The sequence below is a fragment of the Pseudomonas sp. AC070 genome (assembly GCF_979258635.1).
This window is the reverse complement of the sequence record NZ_OZ409871.1, coordinates 1,216,709-1,233,070: the sequence shown is the minus strand read 5'-3', so window position 1 is coordinate 1,233,070 and position 16,362 is coordinate 1,216,709. Positions and strand designations below refer to the sequence as shown.

The window sequence follows — 16,362 nt, the reverse complement described above, 5'->3', positions numbered from 1 at the left end:
TCTCTCAAGGGCACCGGTAAAAAACGCCGGTATTCTTCCACAAGCCGGGTGCGAACACCTACCCGGCCGACTCTCCTAACTGACTATCCGCAACTGGCTATGCCCGCCTGGCGCTCTTCGCGTTTGGCTTGGCCCCAGATGGCGTCCAGCTCGTCCAGGCTACACGCCTGAATATCGCGGCCCTGCTCGCGCAGCACCTGCTCGATAAAACGGAAACGCCGCTCAAACTTGGCATTGGCGGCGCGCAGTGCGGTTTCCGGGTCGGCTTTCAGGTGCCGCGCCAGGTTGACGACCACGAACAGCAAATCGCCGATTTCCTCGGCCATCGCCTCGCTGTCGTTGGCGCTCATGGCTTCCAAGACTTCGTCGAGTTCTTCACGCACTTTATCGACAACGGGCAGCGCTTCAGGCCAATCGAAGCCGACCTGCGCCGCGCGCTTTTGCAGTTTGGCGGCGCGCGACAGCGAGGGCAGCGTAGTCGGCACATCGTCGAGCAACGACAGCTGCTCCGGGGCAGCCGCTTTCTCGGCGCGCTCCTGGGCTTTGATTTCCTCCCAACGCTGCTTAACGGCGGCTTCGCTTAGCCGAGCCATGTCGGGGGCGCCATAGAGGTCGCCGTCGGGGAACACGTGGGGATGGCGACGCACCAGCTTGCGGGTGATGGCATCGACCACCGAAGCGAACTCGAAGCGCCCTTCTTCCTTGGCCAGTTGGCTGTAATACACCACCTGAAAAAGCAGATCGCCCAACTCGCCCGGCAAATGCTCGAAGTCGGCACGCTCAATGGCGTCGGCCACTTCGTAAGCTTCTTCGATGGTGTGCGGCACGATGCTGGCGTAGTTCTGTTGCAAGTCCCACGGGCAGCCGTATTGCGGGTCGCGCAGACGGGCCATGAGGTGCAGGAGGTCAGGAAGTTGGTACATAGAAAACGTCCCAGGTAGCTGAGCGTAGCGAGCGAAAGGCCGGCGAGGCGAAGGCCTGCGGAAAAAGCGGAGTTGGCTTATGCCAATGAGCATTTTTCAGCAGGCCTTCAACGAAGCCAGACCGAGCGCAGTAGGTCAGGAGGTTCGGTGGCGGCGCACTTCGATAATGTTCGGCAACTGCGAGATGCGACCGAGCAAACGGCCCAGCGCATCCAGCCCCGGAATCTCGATGGTCAATGACATCGCCGCCGTGTTGTCTTCTTTGTTGGACCGGGTGTTAACCGCGAGCACGTTGATCTTCTCGTTGAGCAACACCTGCGACACGTCGCGCAGCAGCCCCGAGCGGTCGTAGGCGCGAATGATGATGTCCACCGGGTAGGTTTGCACCGGCACCGGGCCCCAGCTCACTTGAATGATGCGCTCGGGTTCGCGGCCGCCCAGTTGCAGCACCGAGGCGCAGTCTTGACGGTGAATGCTGACGCCACGGCCCAGGGTGATATAGCCGACGATGGCATCGCCCGGCAACGGCTGGCAGCAGCCGGCCATTTGCGTGAGCAGGTTGCCGACGCCCTGAATCTGAATGTCGCCGCGCTTGCCCGGTTTAAAGGCGGTGTGGCGGCGCGGAATCAGCTCCAGTTGTTCGTTGCCACGCTCTGGTTCGACCAATTGCTGCGCCGCGTTGACCACTTGTGCCAGGCGCAAGTCGCCAGCGCCCAGCGCAGCGAACAGGTCGTCGGCGGTGCGCATGTTGGCCTTGTCCGCGACTTTGTCGAAGTCGACGCTAGGCAGCGCCAGACGCGCCAATTCACGCTCCAGCATGGAACGACCGGCGGCCACGTTCTGGTCGCGGTCTTGCAGCTTGAACCAGTGAACAATCTTGGCGCGCGCCCGCGAGGTGGTGACGTAACCGAGGTTGCTGTTCAGCCAGTCGCGGCTCGGCACGCCGTGCTTGCTGGTGATGATTTCCACCTGCTCGCCGGTTTGCAGGCTGTAGTTGAGCGGCACGATGCGCCCGTTGATTTTCGCGCCCCGGCAGTTGTGGCCAATCTCGGTGTGCACGCGGTAGGCGAAGTCCAACGGCGTGGAGCCTTTGGGCAGGTCGATGGCGTGGCCGTCAGGGGTGAATACGTAAACGCGGTCCGGCTCGATGTCCACGCGCAGCTGTTCGGCCAGCCCGCCGATATCGCCCAGCTCTTCGTGCCATTCCAGCACTTGGCGCAGCCAGGAAATTTTCTCTTCGTAGTGATTGGAGCCGGATTTAACGTCGGTGCCCTTGTAGCGCCAATGCGCGCATACGCCGAGTTCGGCTTCTTCATGCATGGCGTGGGTGCGAATTTGCACTTCCAGCACCTTGCCTTCCGGACCGATTACCGCGGTGTGCAACGAGCGGTAGCCGTTTTCCTTAGGGTTGGCGATGTAATCGTCAAACTCCTTGGGAATGTGCCGCCACAGGGTATGGACGATGCCGAGCGCGGTGTAGCAATCGCGCATTTCCGGCACCAGCACGCGCAGCGCTCGCACGTCGTAGATCTGGCTGAAGGCCAGCCCTTTGCGCTGCATTTTGCGCCAGATGGAATAGATGTGTTTCGCTCGGCCGCTGATGTCAGCCTGCACGCCAGTGGCGGCCAGTTCGTCTTTGAGCTGGGCCATTACGTCGGTGATAAAGCGCTCGCGGTCTAGCCGCCGCTCATGCAGCAACGTGGCGATCTGTTTGTACTGTTCGGGCTCGAGGTAGCGGAAAGACAGGTCTTCCAGCTCCCATTTGATATGACCGATACCGAGCCTGTGGGCTAGCGGCGCGTAAATATCGAACACTTCGCGGGCCACGCGCTGGCGCTTTTCGTCGTCGCCGTTTTTGATGGCGCGGATGGCGCAGGTCCGTTCGGCCAGCTTGATCAGCGGCACGCGCACGTCATCAACCATGGCCACGAGCATTTTGCGCAGGTTGTCGACTTGCACCTGAGTGCCCAGCACCAGCGATTCACGCGGGTTGAGGCTGGCGCTGATGGCGGCCATGCGCAGCACGCCTTCGATCAGCTTGGCGACCACCGCACCGCAGCGCTGCTGCACGTTGGCCAGGGGAATTTGGCCCTCTCGCACGCCGCGGTACACAACGGCGGCCACCAGGGAGTCCTGGTCGAGTTTGAGGTCGGCGAGAATTTCGGCGATTTCCAGGCCCGTGCGAAAGCTGGACGTGCCTTCGGTCCACAGGTTCTGGGCCGCGTTAGCTTGCTGCTCGGCTTCGCGAGCGAACTCGCACGCGGCTCGCAGGGCCTCTCGATCCAGCGCCGGGTCGACGCTTAGCACGTAATCGAGCCAGGCCTCTAGGTTGATGCTGCCATCCGTGTTGATCGGTTGCTGCGCTCTAACCTGTACCATCGTTTACCTTCCCTACGACGCGCAGTAAACGCGCCGAATACGCTGACCTCTGCGGGCCAGTCGGTTACGCGAACATCCTAGTCCGCCACAAATAACGCCATCGCCTCGACATGCGCCGTCTGCGGAAACATATCGAGGATTGCGGCACGTTTTAGCCGGTAACCCTGTTGCACCAATACCGCCGCGTCACGGGCCAGCGTGGCGGGGTTGCAAGACACGTACAGCACGCGCTTGGCGCCCAATTTCGCCATGCCCTCGACGGCCTGCAATGCGCCGTCTCGCGGGGGGTCTAGCAGTACTGCGGAAAAACCTTGAGCGGCCCAGGTGGCGCCGGCAAGCGAGTTCGACAAGTCGGCCTGGTAAAAGTGCGCGTTGCTCAGACCATTGGCCAAGGCATTGCTCGCCGCCCTATCCACCATCACTTGCACGCCTTCCACCGCGACCACTTCCTGCGCCTGTCGGGCCAGCGGCAGACTGAAATTGCCCAGGCCGCAAAACAAATCCAGCACCCGTTCATGGGCTTGTGGTGCTAACCAGTCTAGCGCCTGGGCGATCATTGCCTCGTTAACCGGCGCGTTCACCTGCACAAAATCACCGGGGCGATAGGCTAGCTGCAAATCCCACTGAGCCAAGCGGTACCCCAGTGCCAACGTAGTATCCAAAGGTTGCGGATCGTCTACACCGTGCAGCCACAGCTGCGCGTCATACTCGGCACAGAACGCTTGCAACGAGGCCACATCGGCCTCAGGCAGCGCGGCGGTGTGGCGCACCAAAACGGCGCTGGCCGTTCCGCTGAACAACTCGACGTGGCCCAGCGCCTGCGGCTTGGACAACCCGCGCAATACCTGCGGTAACACCTGCACGATGGTCTGCAAGGGCTGTACCAGCACCGGGCATTCGCTGATGGCGATGATGTCTTGGCTGGCGGCGGCGCGGAAACCCACGTCCAGGCGCTTGGCTTTGGCGTCCCAGCGCACGGCGATACGCGCACGGCGGCGGTAGCCGAACTCGGGGCCAACCAGCGGCGGCGCCCACTCTTCAGGCTGCACGCCGGCGATGCGGCTCAATTGCTCGGTCAACTGTTGTTGCTTCAACAGCAACTGTTGTTCGTGGGGCATGTGTTGCAGGCTGCAACCGCCGCAAACCCTCGCGTGCTGGCACGGCTCGGCGCGACGGGATGGCGCCGCAACAAGTATGCGTTCCGCGCGGGCATCCACAATTTGGCTGCGGGCGGCAAGCACCCGCGCTTCCACCTGCTCGCCCGGCAAGGCGCCCGCAACAAACCAGGTGCGGTTCTCGAAAAAGCTGATACCACGGCCGTCGTTGGCCAGGCGCTCAATCTCCAGGCGCTGTTTCTTGCCAACCGGAATCTGTACCGCACGCGTGCCGCCGCTGGGTTGAAAGCGCAGCCCCGCCGGTTTCTTAGCCATTAGCGTGGGTCATCGTAGACGCCGGTGGACAGGTAACGGTCGCCGCGGTCGCAGATGATCGCGACGATGGTGGCGTTCTCCACTTCTTGCGACAAACGCAACGCCGCTGCCACCGAGCCGCCCGACGACACGCCGCAGAAAATGCCTTCTTCGCGCGCCAGGCGGCGCATGGTGTCTTCGGCTTCGCGCTGGAGCATGTCGATGATGCGGTCCACGCGTTCGGCTTGGTAAATCTTCGGCAAGTACTCTTGCGGCCACCGGCGGATGCCGGGAATCGCCGAGCCTTCCATGGGTTGCAGACCGACAATCTGAATCGCCGGGTTCTGCTCTTTCAAATACCGAGAGGTGCCCATGATGGTGCCGGTGGTGCCCATGGAGCTGACGAAATGGGTGATCGTGCCCTGGGTCTGCCGCCAAATTTCCGGACCGGTGCCGGTGTAGTGCGCAATCGGGTTGTCGCCGTTGGCGAACTGATCCAGCACGATGCCTTTGCCTTCGGCTTGCATGCGCTCGGCCAGGTCTCGTGCGCCTTCCATGCCGTCCTCTTTGCTGACAATGATCAGCTCGGCACCGTAAGCGGTCATGGCCGCTTTGCGCTCGGCGCTCATGTTGTCCGGCATGATCAGAATCATGCGGTAGCCCTTGATCGCCGCGACCATGGCCAGGGCGATGCCGGTGTTGCCGGAAGTGGCTTCGATCAGCGTATCGCCAGGCTTCACCGCGCCACTGAGTTCGGCGCGGGTAATCATCGACAAGGCCGGACGGTCTTTTACCGAACCGGCGGGGTTATTGCCTTCCAACTTCACCAATAACGTATTGCTGGTGTTGCCCGGCAGGCGCTGCAAGCGCACCAGTGGGGTGTTGCCGACGGTGTCGGCGATCGTTGGGTAGGTAACAGGGGTAGTCATGAAAGCGGTCCGATCCGTTCCAGCGGGGGCGACATGATAGCGAGAAATTGCCTGCGCAACCTCCTGATCGTCCGCGAAAGGTCGCTTGGGCGTGTGCGCCGTTCGGTAAGCAAACACCCCGTGCATCCGCGCAGGCGCCGCCGCAAGCTGCGGCAGTTTGAGTAAAATTCAAACGTTACGAACAAAGCCCAGACGCTACACTGCGGAACGGGGCTTGGAGCCAGTATTTTCAGCGAGGGCGGTGTGTTCAAGGATCTCAGTATCAAGGGCCGCGTGCTGCTGCTCACTCTGCTTCCCACCAGTTTGTTGGCATTGGTGTTGGGCGGCTATTTCACCTGGATGCAATTGTCTGACTTGCAGGCGCAGTTGCTACAACGTGGACAAATGACCATCGAGCAGTTGGCGCCCATTGCCGCGCCGGCCCTGGCGCGCAGCGATGCGGCCCTGCTGGAGCGCATCGCGAACGAGGTGCTAGAGCAACCTGACGTGCGCTCGGTGCACTTCCTCGGCGAAGACCATTCGCGCCTGGCCAACGCTGGCCCGAGCATGCTCAACCCGATGCCCGACGGCGATAACCGCGTGCTGCAGCTGCGCAGCGGCAATGACGCCACGCGCTTTCTGCTGCCAGTATTCGGCCGCCATCGCAGCTTGTCGGGCGACCCGGTGGCTGACGATCCGGACCGTTTGCTCGGCTGGGTCGAGCTGGAGCTTTCCCACCACGGCACCTTGCTGCGCGGCTACCGCAGTTTGTTCGCCAGCCTGCTGTTAATCATCACCGGCCTTGGCGTCACGGCGCTGCTGGCGGTGCAGATGAGCCGCTCGATCAACGACCCGCTGCGGCGCATCAAACAAGGCGTGGCGTTGCTGAAAGAAGGCCGACTGGAAACGCGCCTGCCGCCGTTGGGCAGCCACGAGATGGACGAACTTGCCTCGGGCATCAATCGCATGGCCGAGACGCTGCAAAACGCTCAGGAAGAACTGCAACACAGCATCGACCAAGCCACCGAAGACGTGCGCCAGAACCTGGAAACCATCGAAATCCAGAACATCGAACTTGACTTCGCCCGTAAGGAAGCACTGGAAGCGAGCCGCATTAAATCCGAATTTCTGGCCAACATGAGCCACGAAATTCGCACCCCGCTCAACGGCATTCTCGGCTTCACCAACCTGCTGCAAAAAAGCGAGCTGACGCCGCGCCAGCAAGACTATCTGGGCACCATCGAGAAGTCCGCCGACAGCCTGTTAGGCATCATTAACGAGATTCTCGACTTCTCGAAAATCGAGGCCGGCAAGCTGGTGCTGGAGAACATCCCCTTCAACCTGCGCGACGTCCTGCAAGACGCCCTCACCATTCTCGCTCCCACGGCACATGCCAAGGGGCTGGAGCTGGTGAGCCTGGTCTATCGCGACACGCCCATCTCGCTGATCGGCGACCCGCAGCGGCTCAAGCAGGTGCTCACCAACCTGGTGAGCAACGCCATCAAATTCACCCGCGACGGCACCATCGCCATCCGCGCCATGGTCGAGGAAGACAGCGGCGAGCGGGCGCAGCTGCGCATCAGCGTGCAGGACACGGGCATCGGTTTATCGGATGAAGACCTGCGTGCGCTGTTCCAGGCATTCAGTCAGGCCGACAACTCGCTGTCGCGCCAAGCCGGCGGTACGGGTTTGGGCCTGGTGATTTCCAAACGACTGATCGAACAGATGGGCGGCGAGATTGGCGTGGCCAGCACGCCGGGGGAAGGTTCGGAATTTTGGGTCAGCCTGACGTTACCCAAGGCGCGGGAAGATGCCGAAGATCAACCTCAAGCGCCGCTGCTGGGTCGCACCGTGGCCGTGGTTGAACAGCACTCGCTGGCGCGCCAAGCGTTGCAGCATCAACTGGAAGATTGCGGTCTGGTGGTGGTTCACCATCAACACCTGGACAGCTTGCTCAGCGCAGTCAGCGCGCAGCAGTACACCGACAGCGCCATCAGCCTGGCGGTACTGGGCGTGACCACCCAGGAGTTGCCGCCGGAGCAGTTGAGCCAGCGCGTGTGGGACCTGGAACGCATCGGTTGCAAGAGCCTGGTGCTCTGCCCTACGACCGAGCAGGCGCTGTATCACGAGTCGCTGCCCGACGCGCACAGCCAGCTACAGGCCAAACCGGCGTGCACGCGCAAAATGCAACGCGCGCTGATCGAGCTGCTCGGTCCGCGCCATCAACCCAGCGAGCCACCCGCGCCGGCCGCCACCAGCCGGCCTCCAAAGCTGCTGTGCGTAGACGACAACCCCGCCAACCTAAAGCTGGTGTACACCTTGCTCAGCGACATGGGTGCCGACGTCACCGCAGTGGACAGCGGCTACGCGGCGGTCGATGTGGTCAAGCACAAGTCCTTCGACCTGATCTTCATGGACGTGCAAATGCCCGGCATGGACGGGCGCCAGGCCACCGAAGAAATCCGCCATTGGGAAGCCGAGCAGGAAGCCGTGCCCACGCCCATCATCGCCCTTACCGCTCATGCCTTGGCCAACGAAAAACGTGCGCTACTCCAGGGCGGCATGGACGACTACCTGACCAAGCCCATCAGCGAGCGGCAATTGGCCCAAGTGGTGCTGAAGTGGACCGGCCTGGGTTTGCGCAACCAAGGCAGCGAGCGCGCAACGGAAACAGCGCCGCTCCAGTCCCAGCCGCAGCACAAGGTTCTCGATGAAGAAGAAGGCTTACGCCTGGCTGCTGGCAAACCTGACTTGGCGGCGGACATGCTGGCGATGCTGCTGGCCTCGCTTGAGGGCGACCGGGAAACCATCCGCCAGGCGCGTGACAGTGACGATCGCGGCGCACTGATCGAACGCGTCCATCGCCTGCATGGCGCCACCCGTTACTGCGGTGTGCCGCAATTGCGCGCCATCTGCCAACGCACCGAAACGCTGCTCAAACAAGCTGACCCGGCGTACCGCGAGGCACTCGATGAACTGGACGCGGCAATGCTCCGCCTGGCGGAAACTGCACATGCCGTCTGACGTGCCGGCCCGCTGCAGGCCGGCAGCCGGCAAGGCGCGTGCTACCATGCCGCCCTTGTTTTTCTGAACGAATTGAACCTGCGCCATGGCCGAACACGACTTTCGCTACAACCTGCTCAACCCTGAACACACCCTGATCGAATGCCGCGCCCTGGTGCCCGGCCGCTACCAGGTCACCGGCAATGGCGGCTCGGTAAAAAGCGGCGACGTGCTGCTGGTCACCCTCAAAGGCAGCCGCGACTTGAGCATGCGCCTTAACGTCGACAAGGTTCGCCACCTGATCAACCCGACCGGCCAGTGGGTCGCCGTTGCGCAGGGTCCGGTGTTTACCGAATTGTCTATCCTCAACTGGCACGTGAAATGCGACAGCTGCGACAAGCAGCTGGACTTTGAATTTGCCGTGGATGCGGCGCTTGGCAAGAAGGCCCATGCGCCGGCTGCCGAAGCCCGAATCGCCGAACTGCACTGGCAAAACCGCGACGGACGCCACCTGTGCCCGGCGTGCCAAACCAAGGACCAGCCGCAATAAGGACCCGTCATGAAAGCACCCCTCGCCCTCGGCGCGCTCGCCCTCAGCTTGCTGGGCTGCGCCAGCAACACCCCGCAACTGCAACAGGACAGCGCCTACCAAGTGGAATGGATCGGTGAGCGTCCGCTGATAGACAACAGCCACCTAACGCTCACCCTAGGCGCCGACGGCCGCGCTTACGGCAGCGCCGGCTGCAACCATTGGTTCGCGGCATACAGCCTCAAGGGTCAGCAAATCAGCTTCAGCCAGGCCGGCAGCACCCGAAAAATGTGCGCCCCGGCGCTGATGGAGCAGGAGCAACGCTTTCTGGATGCATTGAGTGCCGTTGAGCGTTGGGATATTTCGGCAATTGACCAGCTGCAGCTGTGGCCAGCGCAGGGGAAACCGATTCGGTTGTGGGCGGCGGAGTATTGAGGGTTGGGGGGGGGAGATGATTGCTTTACCGTCACCGTGACCACCCATCTGAGAATGACAGAGAGTACTGAACACCCACCGTCATCCTCGCGAATGCGGCGGTCCGACGATTCGGGATCCAGTATGTTTTAGGTAACTGTGCTCGACGGACGACTCTGGATCCCCGCGTTCGCGAGGATGACGGTGCGTGTTGTATAAGCGCCGTACGGCTTGAGCGCGAGGATGACCATCTGCTGGAACCCACACCGTCATCCCCGCGAATGCGGCGGTCCGACGATTCGGGATCCAGTATGTTTCAAGTAGCGGTGCTCGCCAGGCGAATCCGGATTCCGAGTCCTCCAAGTAACGAGTCAATCAGCAAGCCCCCACTCACCGCTCAAACAACTCCAACTGCTCACTCACCCGCCGCAAATCAATCAACCGCACCCCCACCCCAATCAACCGCACCGGCTTGCCCCCGCGCTCAAACGCGCTGCTGAGCAATTTCCGGTAACTGTCCAAATCCCGCCCGGCACCGGCCTGTTCCAGCGTGGTCTGGGTAAAGTCGTGGAATTTCAGTTTCACCAGGGGTTTGTCTGGCCGGTAGCTGTCGTCGAGGCGCTGCATGCGGCGGTCCAGCTCGTCCAGCAGTCCTGGCAAGCGTTCAAGGCAAGCTTCCAGATCGGGCAGGTCCTTGTCGTAGGTGGTCTCGACACTCATGGTTTGGCGGCGGTGGTCTACCTGCACCTGACGCTCATCGATGCCGCGCGCCAGGTTCCACAGGCGCTCGCCAAAGCTGCCGAATTCGCGCGCCAGTTCCACCTTGCTCCACTCGCGTAGCTGCGCGCAGGTTTCAATGCCCAGGCGCAGCATCTTATCGGCGGTCACCTTGCCCACGCCGTGCAGTTTGCTCACAGGCAGCACGGCGACAAACCCTTCCACCTCGTCCGGGGTAATCACAAACAGGCCGTTGGGTTTGCGCCAGTCGCTGGCGATTTTGGCCAGGAACTTGTTTGGCGCGACGCCGGCCGAGACGGTGATATGCACCTGCAGGGAAACCCGCCGACGAATATCTTGGGCGATACGCGTGGCGCTGCCGGCGAAATGCGGGCAATCGGATACATCCAGGTAGGCTTCATCCAGCGACAACGGCTCGATGATGTCGGTGTACTCGCGGAAGATCCCCTGAATCTCGCGGGACGCTTCCTTATATACGTCCATACGCGGCCGCACGATTAGCAGGTCGGGGCACAGCTTGAGCGCATGGCGCGACGACATCGCCGAGCGAACGCCATATGCACGCGCTTCGTAGTTGCAGGTGGCGATAACCCCACGACGATCCGCCGAACCGCCCACGGCGATGGGTCTGTTGGCCAGACGCGGGTCATCGCGCATCTCGATGGCTGCGTAAAAACAGTCACAATCCACGTGGATAATCTTGCGCACGAAAAGTCCGGTAAGCCCCGTCTGGCATGGGCTGGGAAGGCGCAGTGTAGCATCGCGGCTGCGCTAAGCATCTGAACAAACAACAGTTTTTCAAGATTAAAGGTTGACAGCCAAGACTTCGACTGTAGAATGTGCGGCGCGGGATGGAGCAGTCTGGTAGCTCGTCGGGCTCATAACCCGAAGGTCGTCGGTTCAAATCCGGCTCCCGCAACCAGATATATAAAGGGCCACTTATCACTAAGTGGCCCTTTTTTGTTGCCTGGCGTTTTTGTTGGCGCATAACTCTTTGATAAAAAAGAAATTAACGGTTGACACAAACGCCTCGAACTGTAGAATTGCCGGCGCGGGATGGAGCAGTCTGGTAGCTCGTCGGGCTCATAACCCGAAGGTCGTCGGTTCAAATCCGGCTCCCGCAACCAAACATTTAAAGGCCACTTGGAAACAAGTGGCCTTTTGTGTTTCTGGCGTTTGGAAAACCCTGCCTTGCCTGCTCCGCCGTCATCAGGCGTCGGTTTCTTCTATATAGAAAGAAGGGTTGCCGTCGGCCGTGAACCTCGCCCGCCTGCTCTCCTGCGAAACAAGCGCCGACGGAAGTGCAAACCGGTTGCTCCGCGCCGCCACGCAGCTGATCATTGCCGGGCTCGTTCGCCATAGGGAGTCATGCATGCTTTATCCAGGACCGCACCGCGCTTCGCGACCCACCTGCGCCGCCCCATTCTGTCTCGCTCGCCTATCGGCCACCCATTGCACTGTTGAGGTGCCGCATGCGCGCTAACCCTCCCGACGCGCAACACCCGCCAGCGTCCGACGTTCATCCGTCACGCTTGCAGTGGATGGAGCGCCTGAGCACGTATCGCCAGCCCCTCGGCCTGGCCGTTACGCTGCTGTTATTTACCATTGCGCTGATCGCCTGCCGCCATTTGGTCAACGACCTGGATCCCGATTCCCTGCGCGAATCGGTGCTGCATGTTCCCACCAGCGCCTTGCTCGGTGCGCTGGCGGCCACCGCCGTGGGTTTTGTCATTCTGCTCGGCTACGAATGGTCTGCCAGCCGCTTCGCCAATGTGAACCTGCCGTTGCCGGCGCTGGCGTTTGGTGGTTTCAACGCCTTTGCCATTGGCAACGCGGTGGGCCTGTCGATGCTGTCGGGCGGTTCGGTGCGCTACCGCCTTTACGCGCGTCATGGCCTTGGCCCTGGTGAAGTCGCACGCATGACGCTGTTTGCCAGCTTGTCGCTGGGTTGCGCCCTGCCCGTACTCGCCGCGCTTGCCACCCTCAGCGACCTGCCCGCCGCCGCCAGCGCCCTGCGCCTGCCGGCTAGCGTATTGGCTGCGATTGCCGTGGCCATTCTGCTGGGCTGTGGCGCACTGCTAATGGCGATCAAGCGCCGTCGCCTGCCTGAACAACCATTCCCCCATAACGTGCTGATTCAGTTGGGCCGACGAACCCTGCGCCTGCCGGGCTGGCGATTGGCGGCGTTGCAGTTGGTCATCACCGCACTGGACGTCGCCGCAGCCGCCACCGTGTTGTACCTGCTGCTGCCCGAGGCGCCGCCCTTCGGCGCGTTCTTGCTTATCTACTTGTTGGCCCTGGCTGCCGGCGTACTCAGCCACGTACCAGGCGGTGTCGGCGTGTTCGAAGCGGTGTTGCTGGCCGCCTTCGCCGACCAACTTGGCAGCGCGCCGCTGGCCGCCGCGTTGTTGCTGTACCGCCTGATTTACGTGGTACTGCCGTTGCTGGTGGCGTGTCTGCTGCTGCTGTTCAACGAAGCCTACCGACTGATCGTCAAGCACCAGGCGGTACGCGTCGCCTCAGGCCTGGCCGCGCCGGTGCTGGCACTGCTGGTGTTTATCTCCGGCATGGTGCTGCTGTTTTCCGGCGCCACCCCGGCCATCGACTCACGCATCGAAGATCTCGGTTTTCTAATTCCCCACCGCCTGATCGACGCCTCGCACCTGGGCGCCAGCCTGATCGGCGTGCTCTGTCTGTTGCTGGCTCAAGGTTTGCGTCGACGCTTGTCGGCAGCCTGGGTGCTGACCATGGTGTTGTTGCTGGTCGGCGCCTTGCTGTCGCTGATGAAGGGCTTCGATTGGGAAGAGGCCAGCCTGCTGATTCTCACCGCCAGCCTGCTCGCCGTTTTCCGCCGCTCGTTCTATCGCCCTAGCCGCCTGTTGGAACTGCCGTTTTCCTCGGTGTACCTGGTGGCCGCTCTGTGTGTGCTCGGTGCCTCGATCTGGCTGATGTTCTTCGCCTACCAGGACGTGCCGTACAACCACGAGTTGTGGTGGCAGTTCGCGCTCGACGCCGGCGCCCCGCGTGCGCTGCGCTCGGCATTGGGCAGTGCTTTGTTGTTGGTGATCGTGGTGCTGACCTGGCTGCTGCGCACCGAGCCACCGGAAATTCGTCTGCCCGATGAAGCCGACCTCGACAACGCCGCCCGCATCCTGCGCGCCTCCGACCAACCCGATGGCGGCCTGGCCCTGACCGGCGACAAAGCGCTGCTGTTCCACAAAGACAACGACGCCTTCCTGATGTACGCCCGCCGTGGCCGCAGCATGATTGCGCTGTACGACCCCATCGGCCCGGCGCAACAGCGTGCTGAGTTGATCTGGCAATTCCGCGACCTTTGCGACCTGCACCATGCGCGCCCGGTGTTCTACCAAGTGCGTGCCGAGAACCTGCCGTTCTACATGGACATCGGCCTGACCGCGCTGAAGCTCGGCGAAGAGGCCCGCGTTGATCTGCCGGCCTTTGATCTTGAAGCCAAAGGCAAAGAGATGAAAGACCTGCGCTACACCTGGAACCGTGGCGGGCGCGACGGTCTGTCGCTGGAAATCTTCGAAGCCGGCGCCGCGCCAATGGACGAGCTGCAAGCCATTTCAGCAGCGTGGGTGGAAGGCAAGAATGTGCGGGAGAAAGGTTTCTCCCTGGGTCGCTTTACCGAGTCGTACCTCAAGCACTTCCGCATCGCGGTGATTCGCTTCGAAGGCCGCGCGGTGGCATTCGCCAACCTTCTGGAAACCCACAGCACGGAACTCGCCAGCCTGGACCTGATGCGCGCCCACCCCGAGGCGCCGAAGCTGACCATGGAATTTCTGATGCTCGGCCTGATCCTGCATTACAAGCAGGCCGGCTACAGCCGCTTCAGCCTGGGCATGGTGCCGTTGTCGGGCCTGCAACCACGACGCGGCGCGCCGCTGACGCAACGCCTGGGCGCCATGGTGTTTCGCCGTGGCGAGCAGTTGTATAACTTCCAGGGCCTGCGCCGCTTCAAAGACAAATTCCAGCCCGACTGGGAGCCGCGCTACATGGCCGTACCGGCCGGCCTCGACCCACTGGTGGCCTTGGCCGACACCGCCGCGCTGATTGCCGGCGGACTGACAGGATTGGTGAAACGCTAATGACTCGACGCTATTGGCGACCGCTGTTGGTCGCACTGCTGATAACCGCGGTGGCCGTCGCCGCGCTGTTGTACAAAAGTCGCGGTGGCGCGCCGACGGTGGAACATCTGCAATTGAGCGACGGCAGCGCGTTGTCGAAGGCAGTGCCAGCCACGGCGGCCAAGGCCCAGGTGGCAATCGGCGTGCCGCCCGACATGCAGCTCACCGACGCGCAATTGCTGGCTTTGGCCCGCGACAGCCAGGCGCAACTGGTGCAGTTCACCCTCGAGGGTACCGACTGCGCGATGCAACAAAAACGCCTGGCAGAAAGCCTGGCCCAGCTCAACGGCCCCGCGACACTGGTGGCCGGTATTGGCCCAGGCGCCACCCTGGCGTGGAACTGGCTGGCCGGACAAACCAGCGACCAGGCCAAAGCCTTGTCGGTGGATTTCTCCATCGAAAAACCCGACTGCCCACAACCGCCAAAAGCGCCCCACGGCCGCTGGGTGGCTGCCTGGAACGACAACCCCGACGACCCCAGCGCCGCCTTCGCCCGCGAGCAAACCAACGGCGTCACCAGCATCAGCGACTACGACACCACGTTGCCGCAAGTGCTGGATAAAGAGCTGCGCAACCTGCTGCAAGGCGAGAGCGATGCCATGCCGGTGGTAGAAGTGCCGGCCATCGACGCCGACAAAGCCTCCGACACCGTCAGCTTGTTCTACTCGGGCGATGGCGGCTGGCGCGACCTGGACCGCGACGTCGCCGAAGAAATGGCCAAGCGCAATTACCCGGTCGTGGGCGTTGATGCTCTGCGCTACTACTGGCAGCACAAAAGCCCGGAACAAAGCGCCGCCGACCTGGCCAAGCTGATGAAGCTGTACCGGGAAAAGTGGGGGGCGAAAAACTTCGTGCTGATCGGCTATTCGTTCGGCGCCGACGTGCTGCCCGCCATCTACAACCGCCTGCCAGCCGCGCAGCAGCAACAAGTGCGGGCCATTCAACTGATCGCCCTGGCACGCAGCGGCAGCTTTGAAATCGAAGTGCAAGGCTGGCTCGGCACGGCCGGCAAAGAAGCCGCCACGGGCCCGGAAGTAGCGAAACTGCCGGCGGCCAAAGTGTTGTGCGTGTATGGCAAAGACGAAGCCAACGAAAGTGGCTGCACCGAAAGCACCACCGTCGGCGAGCGCCTGGAATTGCCCGGCGGCCACCACTTCGACGAAGACTACCCAGCCCTCGCTGCACGCCTGATCAAAGACATCGAAAAACGCCCCGCGCCGTAACCTTTCGGTTTTTCGTAACGCCGGCTTCACAGACAGAGGCCGGCAAAATGCTAAGGTCTCTTTTCAGCCCGCCGCAGAGCGGGCTTTTTATCGAAAAGGAAAACCTGATGAGTTGGAAAAACACCGAAGCGCGCTACGGCAGCGCCAATATCGCTCTGCATTGGTTGATGGTACTTCTGCTGGCGGCGGTTTACGCCTGCATCGAACTGCGCGGGATCTTTCCCAAAGACAGCGTGGAACGCGACCTGATGAAGCAGTTTCACTTCATGCTCGGCCTGAGCGTGTTCCTGCTGGTGTGGCTGCGCTTGCTGCTGCGCCTGATCAGCCCTACCCCGCTGATCGCGCCGGCGCCACCGACCTGGCAAATGCTCGCCGCCAAACTCGTGCACGCGGCGCTTTACCTGCTAATGATCGGGCTGCCCTTCGCGGGCTGGCTGATTCTCAGCGCGGCCGGCAAGCCGGTGCCGTTCTTCGGGCTTGAGCTGCCGCCGTTGGTGGACAAGAACCCCGACCTGGCCAAGCAGATCAAGGAATGGCACGAGTTAGGCGGTTCGGTGGGGTACTGGCTGATAGGCCTGCACGCCGTGGCTGGCCTGGCGCATCACTACGTGATTCGCGATAACACGCTGCGGCGCATGTTGCCGAGCCGGCGCTGAAAACGACTTGGGCTTCCCTCATCAGCCCAACC

The 16,362-nt window shown here is 62.2% G+C and carries 11 protein-coding genes and 2 tRNA genes; 8 read left to right on the top strand and 5 right to left on the bottom strand.

Annotation, left to right across the window (positions count from 1 at the left end):
* Nucleotides 1-83: 83 nt before the first annotated feature.
* The 4 genes from mazG to cysM all read right to left on the bottom strand — a co-directional run bounded on the left by mazG (nt 84) and on the right by cysM (nt 5,640).
* Entirely contained in the window at nt 84-923 is an 840-nt protein-coding gene (gene mazG / locus ACZZ0Q_RS05455; protein WP_463539821.1) for a nucleoside triphosphate pyrophosphohydrolase, read from the bottom strand.
* A 135-nt stretch (nt 924-1,058) separates the two neighbouring features.
* Nucleotides 1,059-3,302, bottom strand: a complete 2,244-nt coding sequence (gene relA / locus ACZZ0Q_RS05450) for a GTP diphosphokinase (RefSeq protein ID WP_463539822.1) — start codon at nt 3,300-3,302, stop codon at nt 1,059-1,061.
* A 77-nt stretch (nt 3,303-3,379) separates the two neighbouring features.
* Complete coding sequence (gene rlmD, locus ACZZ0Q_RS05445) at nt 3,380-4,732, bottom strand: 23S rRNA (uracil(1939)-C(5))-methyltransferase RlmD (protein WP_463539823.1); 1,353 nt, start codon at nt 4,730-4,732, stop codon at nt 3,380-3,382.
* Entirely contained in the window at nt 4,732-5,640 is a 909-nt protein-coding gene (gene cysM / locus ACZZ0Q_RS05440) for a cysteine synthase CysM (RefSeq protein ID WP_463539824.1), read from the bottom strand. Before cysM ends, rlmD begins: the two co-directional genes overlap by 1 nt.
* A gap of 243 nt (nt 5,641-5,883) precedes the next feature.
* Between cysM and ACZZ0Q_RS05435 the strand changes: the two genes are divergently transcribed.
* The 3 genes from ACZZ0Q_RS05435 (at nt 5,884) to ACZZ0Q_RS05425 (ending at nt 9,586) form a co-directional block, all read left to right on the top strand.
* Nucleotides 5,884-8,643: a response regulator gene (locus ACZZ0Q_RS05435; protein WP_463560347.1), complete on the top strand. Its 2,760-nt coding sequence runs from the start codon at nt 5,884-5,886 to the stop codon at nt 8,641-8,643.
* 85 nt (nt 8,644-8,728) lie between these two features.
* Nucleotides 8,729-9,172, top strand: a complete 444-nt coding sequence (locus ACZZ0Q_RS05430) for a hypothetical protein (protein WP_122494033.1) — start codon at nt 8,729-8,731, stop codon at nt 9,170-9,172.
* 9 nt (nt 9,173-9,181) lie between these two features.
* Nucleotides 9,182-9,586: an META domain-containing protein gene (locus tag ACZZ0Q_RS05425; RefSeq protein ID WP_463539825.1), complete on the top strand. Its 405-nt coding sequence runs from the start codon at nt 9,182-9,184 to the stop codon at nt 9,584-9,586.
* Between the two features lie 369 nt (nt 9,587-9,955).
* Here ACZZ0Q_RS05425 and dinB read toward each other — a convergent pair whose 3' ends face one another.
* Nucleotides 9,956-11,011: a DNA polymerase IV gene (dinB, locus tag ACZZ0Q_RS05420; protein ID WP_463539826.1), complete on the bottom strand. Its 1,056-nt coding sequence runs from the start codon at nt 11,009-11,011 to the stop codon at nt 9,956-9,958.
* Nucleotides 11,012-11,148: 137 nt separating this feature from the next.
* On the opposite strand from dinB, the gene ACZZ0Q_RS05415 reads away from it, so the two are divergent.
* The 5 genes from ACZZ0Q_RS05415 to ACZZ0Q_RS05395 all read left to right on the top strand — a co-directional run bounded on the left by ACZZ0Q_RS05415 (nt 11,149) and on the right by ACZZ0Q_RS05395 (nt 16,330).
* A tRNA-Met gene (locus ACZZ0Q_RS05415) sits at nt 11,149-11,225 on the top strand.
* 128 nt (nt 11,226-11,353) lie between these two features.
* Nucleotides 11,354-11,430 (top strand) — tRNA-Met (locus ACZZ0Q_RS05410).
* Between the two features lie 345 nt (nt 11,431-11,775).
* Nucleotides 11,776-14,412, top strand: a complete 2,637-nt coding sequence (gene mprF / locus ACZZ0Q_RS05405) for a bifunctional lysylphosphatidylglycerol flippase/synthetase MprF (RefSeq protein ID WP_463539827.1) — start codon at nt 11,776-11,778, stop codon at nt 14,410-14,412.
* Nucleotides 14,412-15,674 (top strand): virulence factor family protein, encoded by a 1,263-nt coding sequence (locus tag ACZZ0Q_RS05400; protein ID WP_463560345.1) that lies wholly within the window; start codon nt 14,412-14,414, stop codon nt 15,672-15,674. The genes mprF and ACZZ0Q_RS05400 overlap by 1 nt, the downstream gene beginning before the upstream one ends.
* A gap of 107 nt (nt 15,675-15,781) precedes the next feature.
* Complete coding sequence (locus ACZZ0Q_RS05395; protein ID WP_463539828.1) at nt 15,782-16,330, top strand: cytochrome b; 549 nt, start codon at nt 15,782-15,784, stop codon at nt 16,328-16,330.
* The last annotated feature ends 32 nt before the right edge of the window (nt 16,331-16,362 follow it).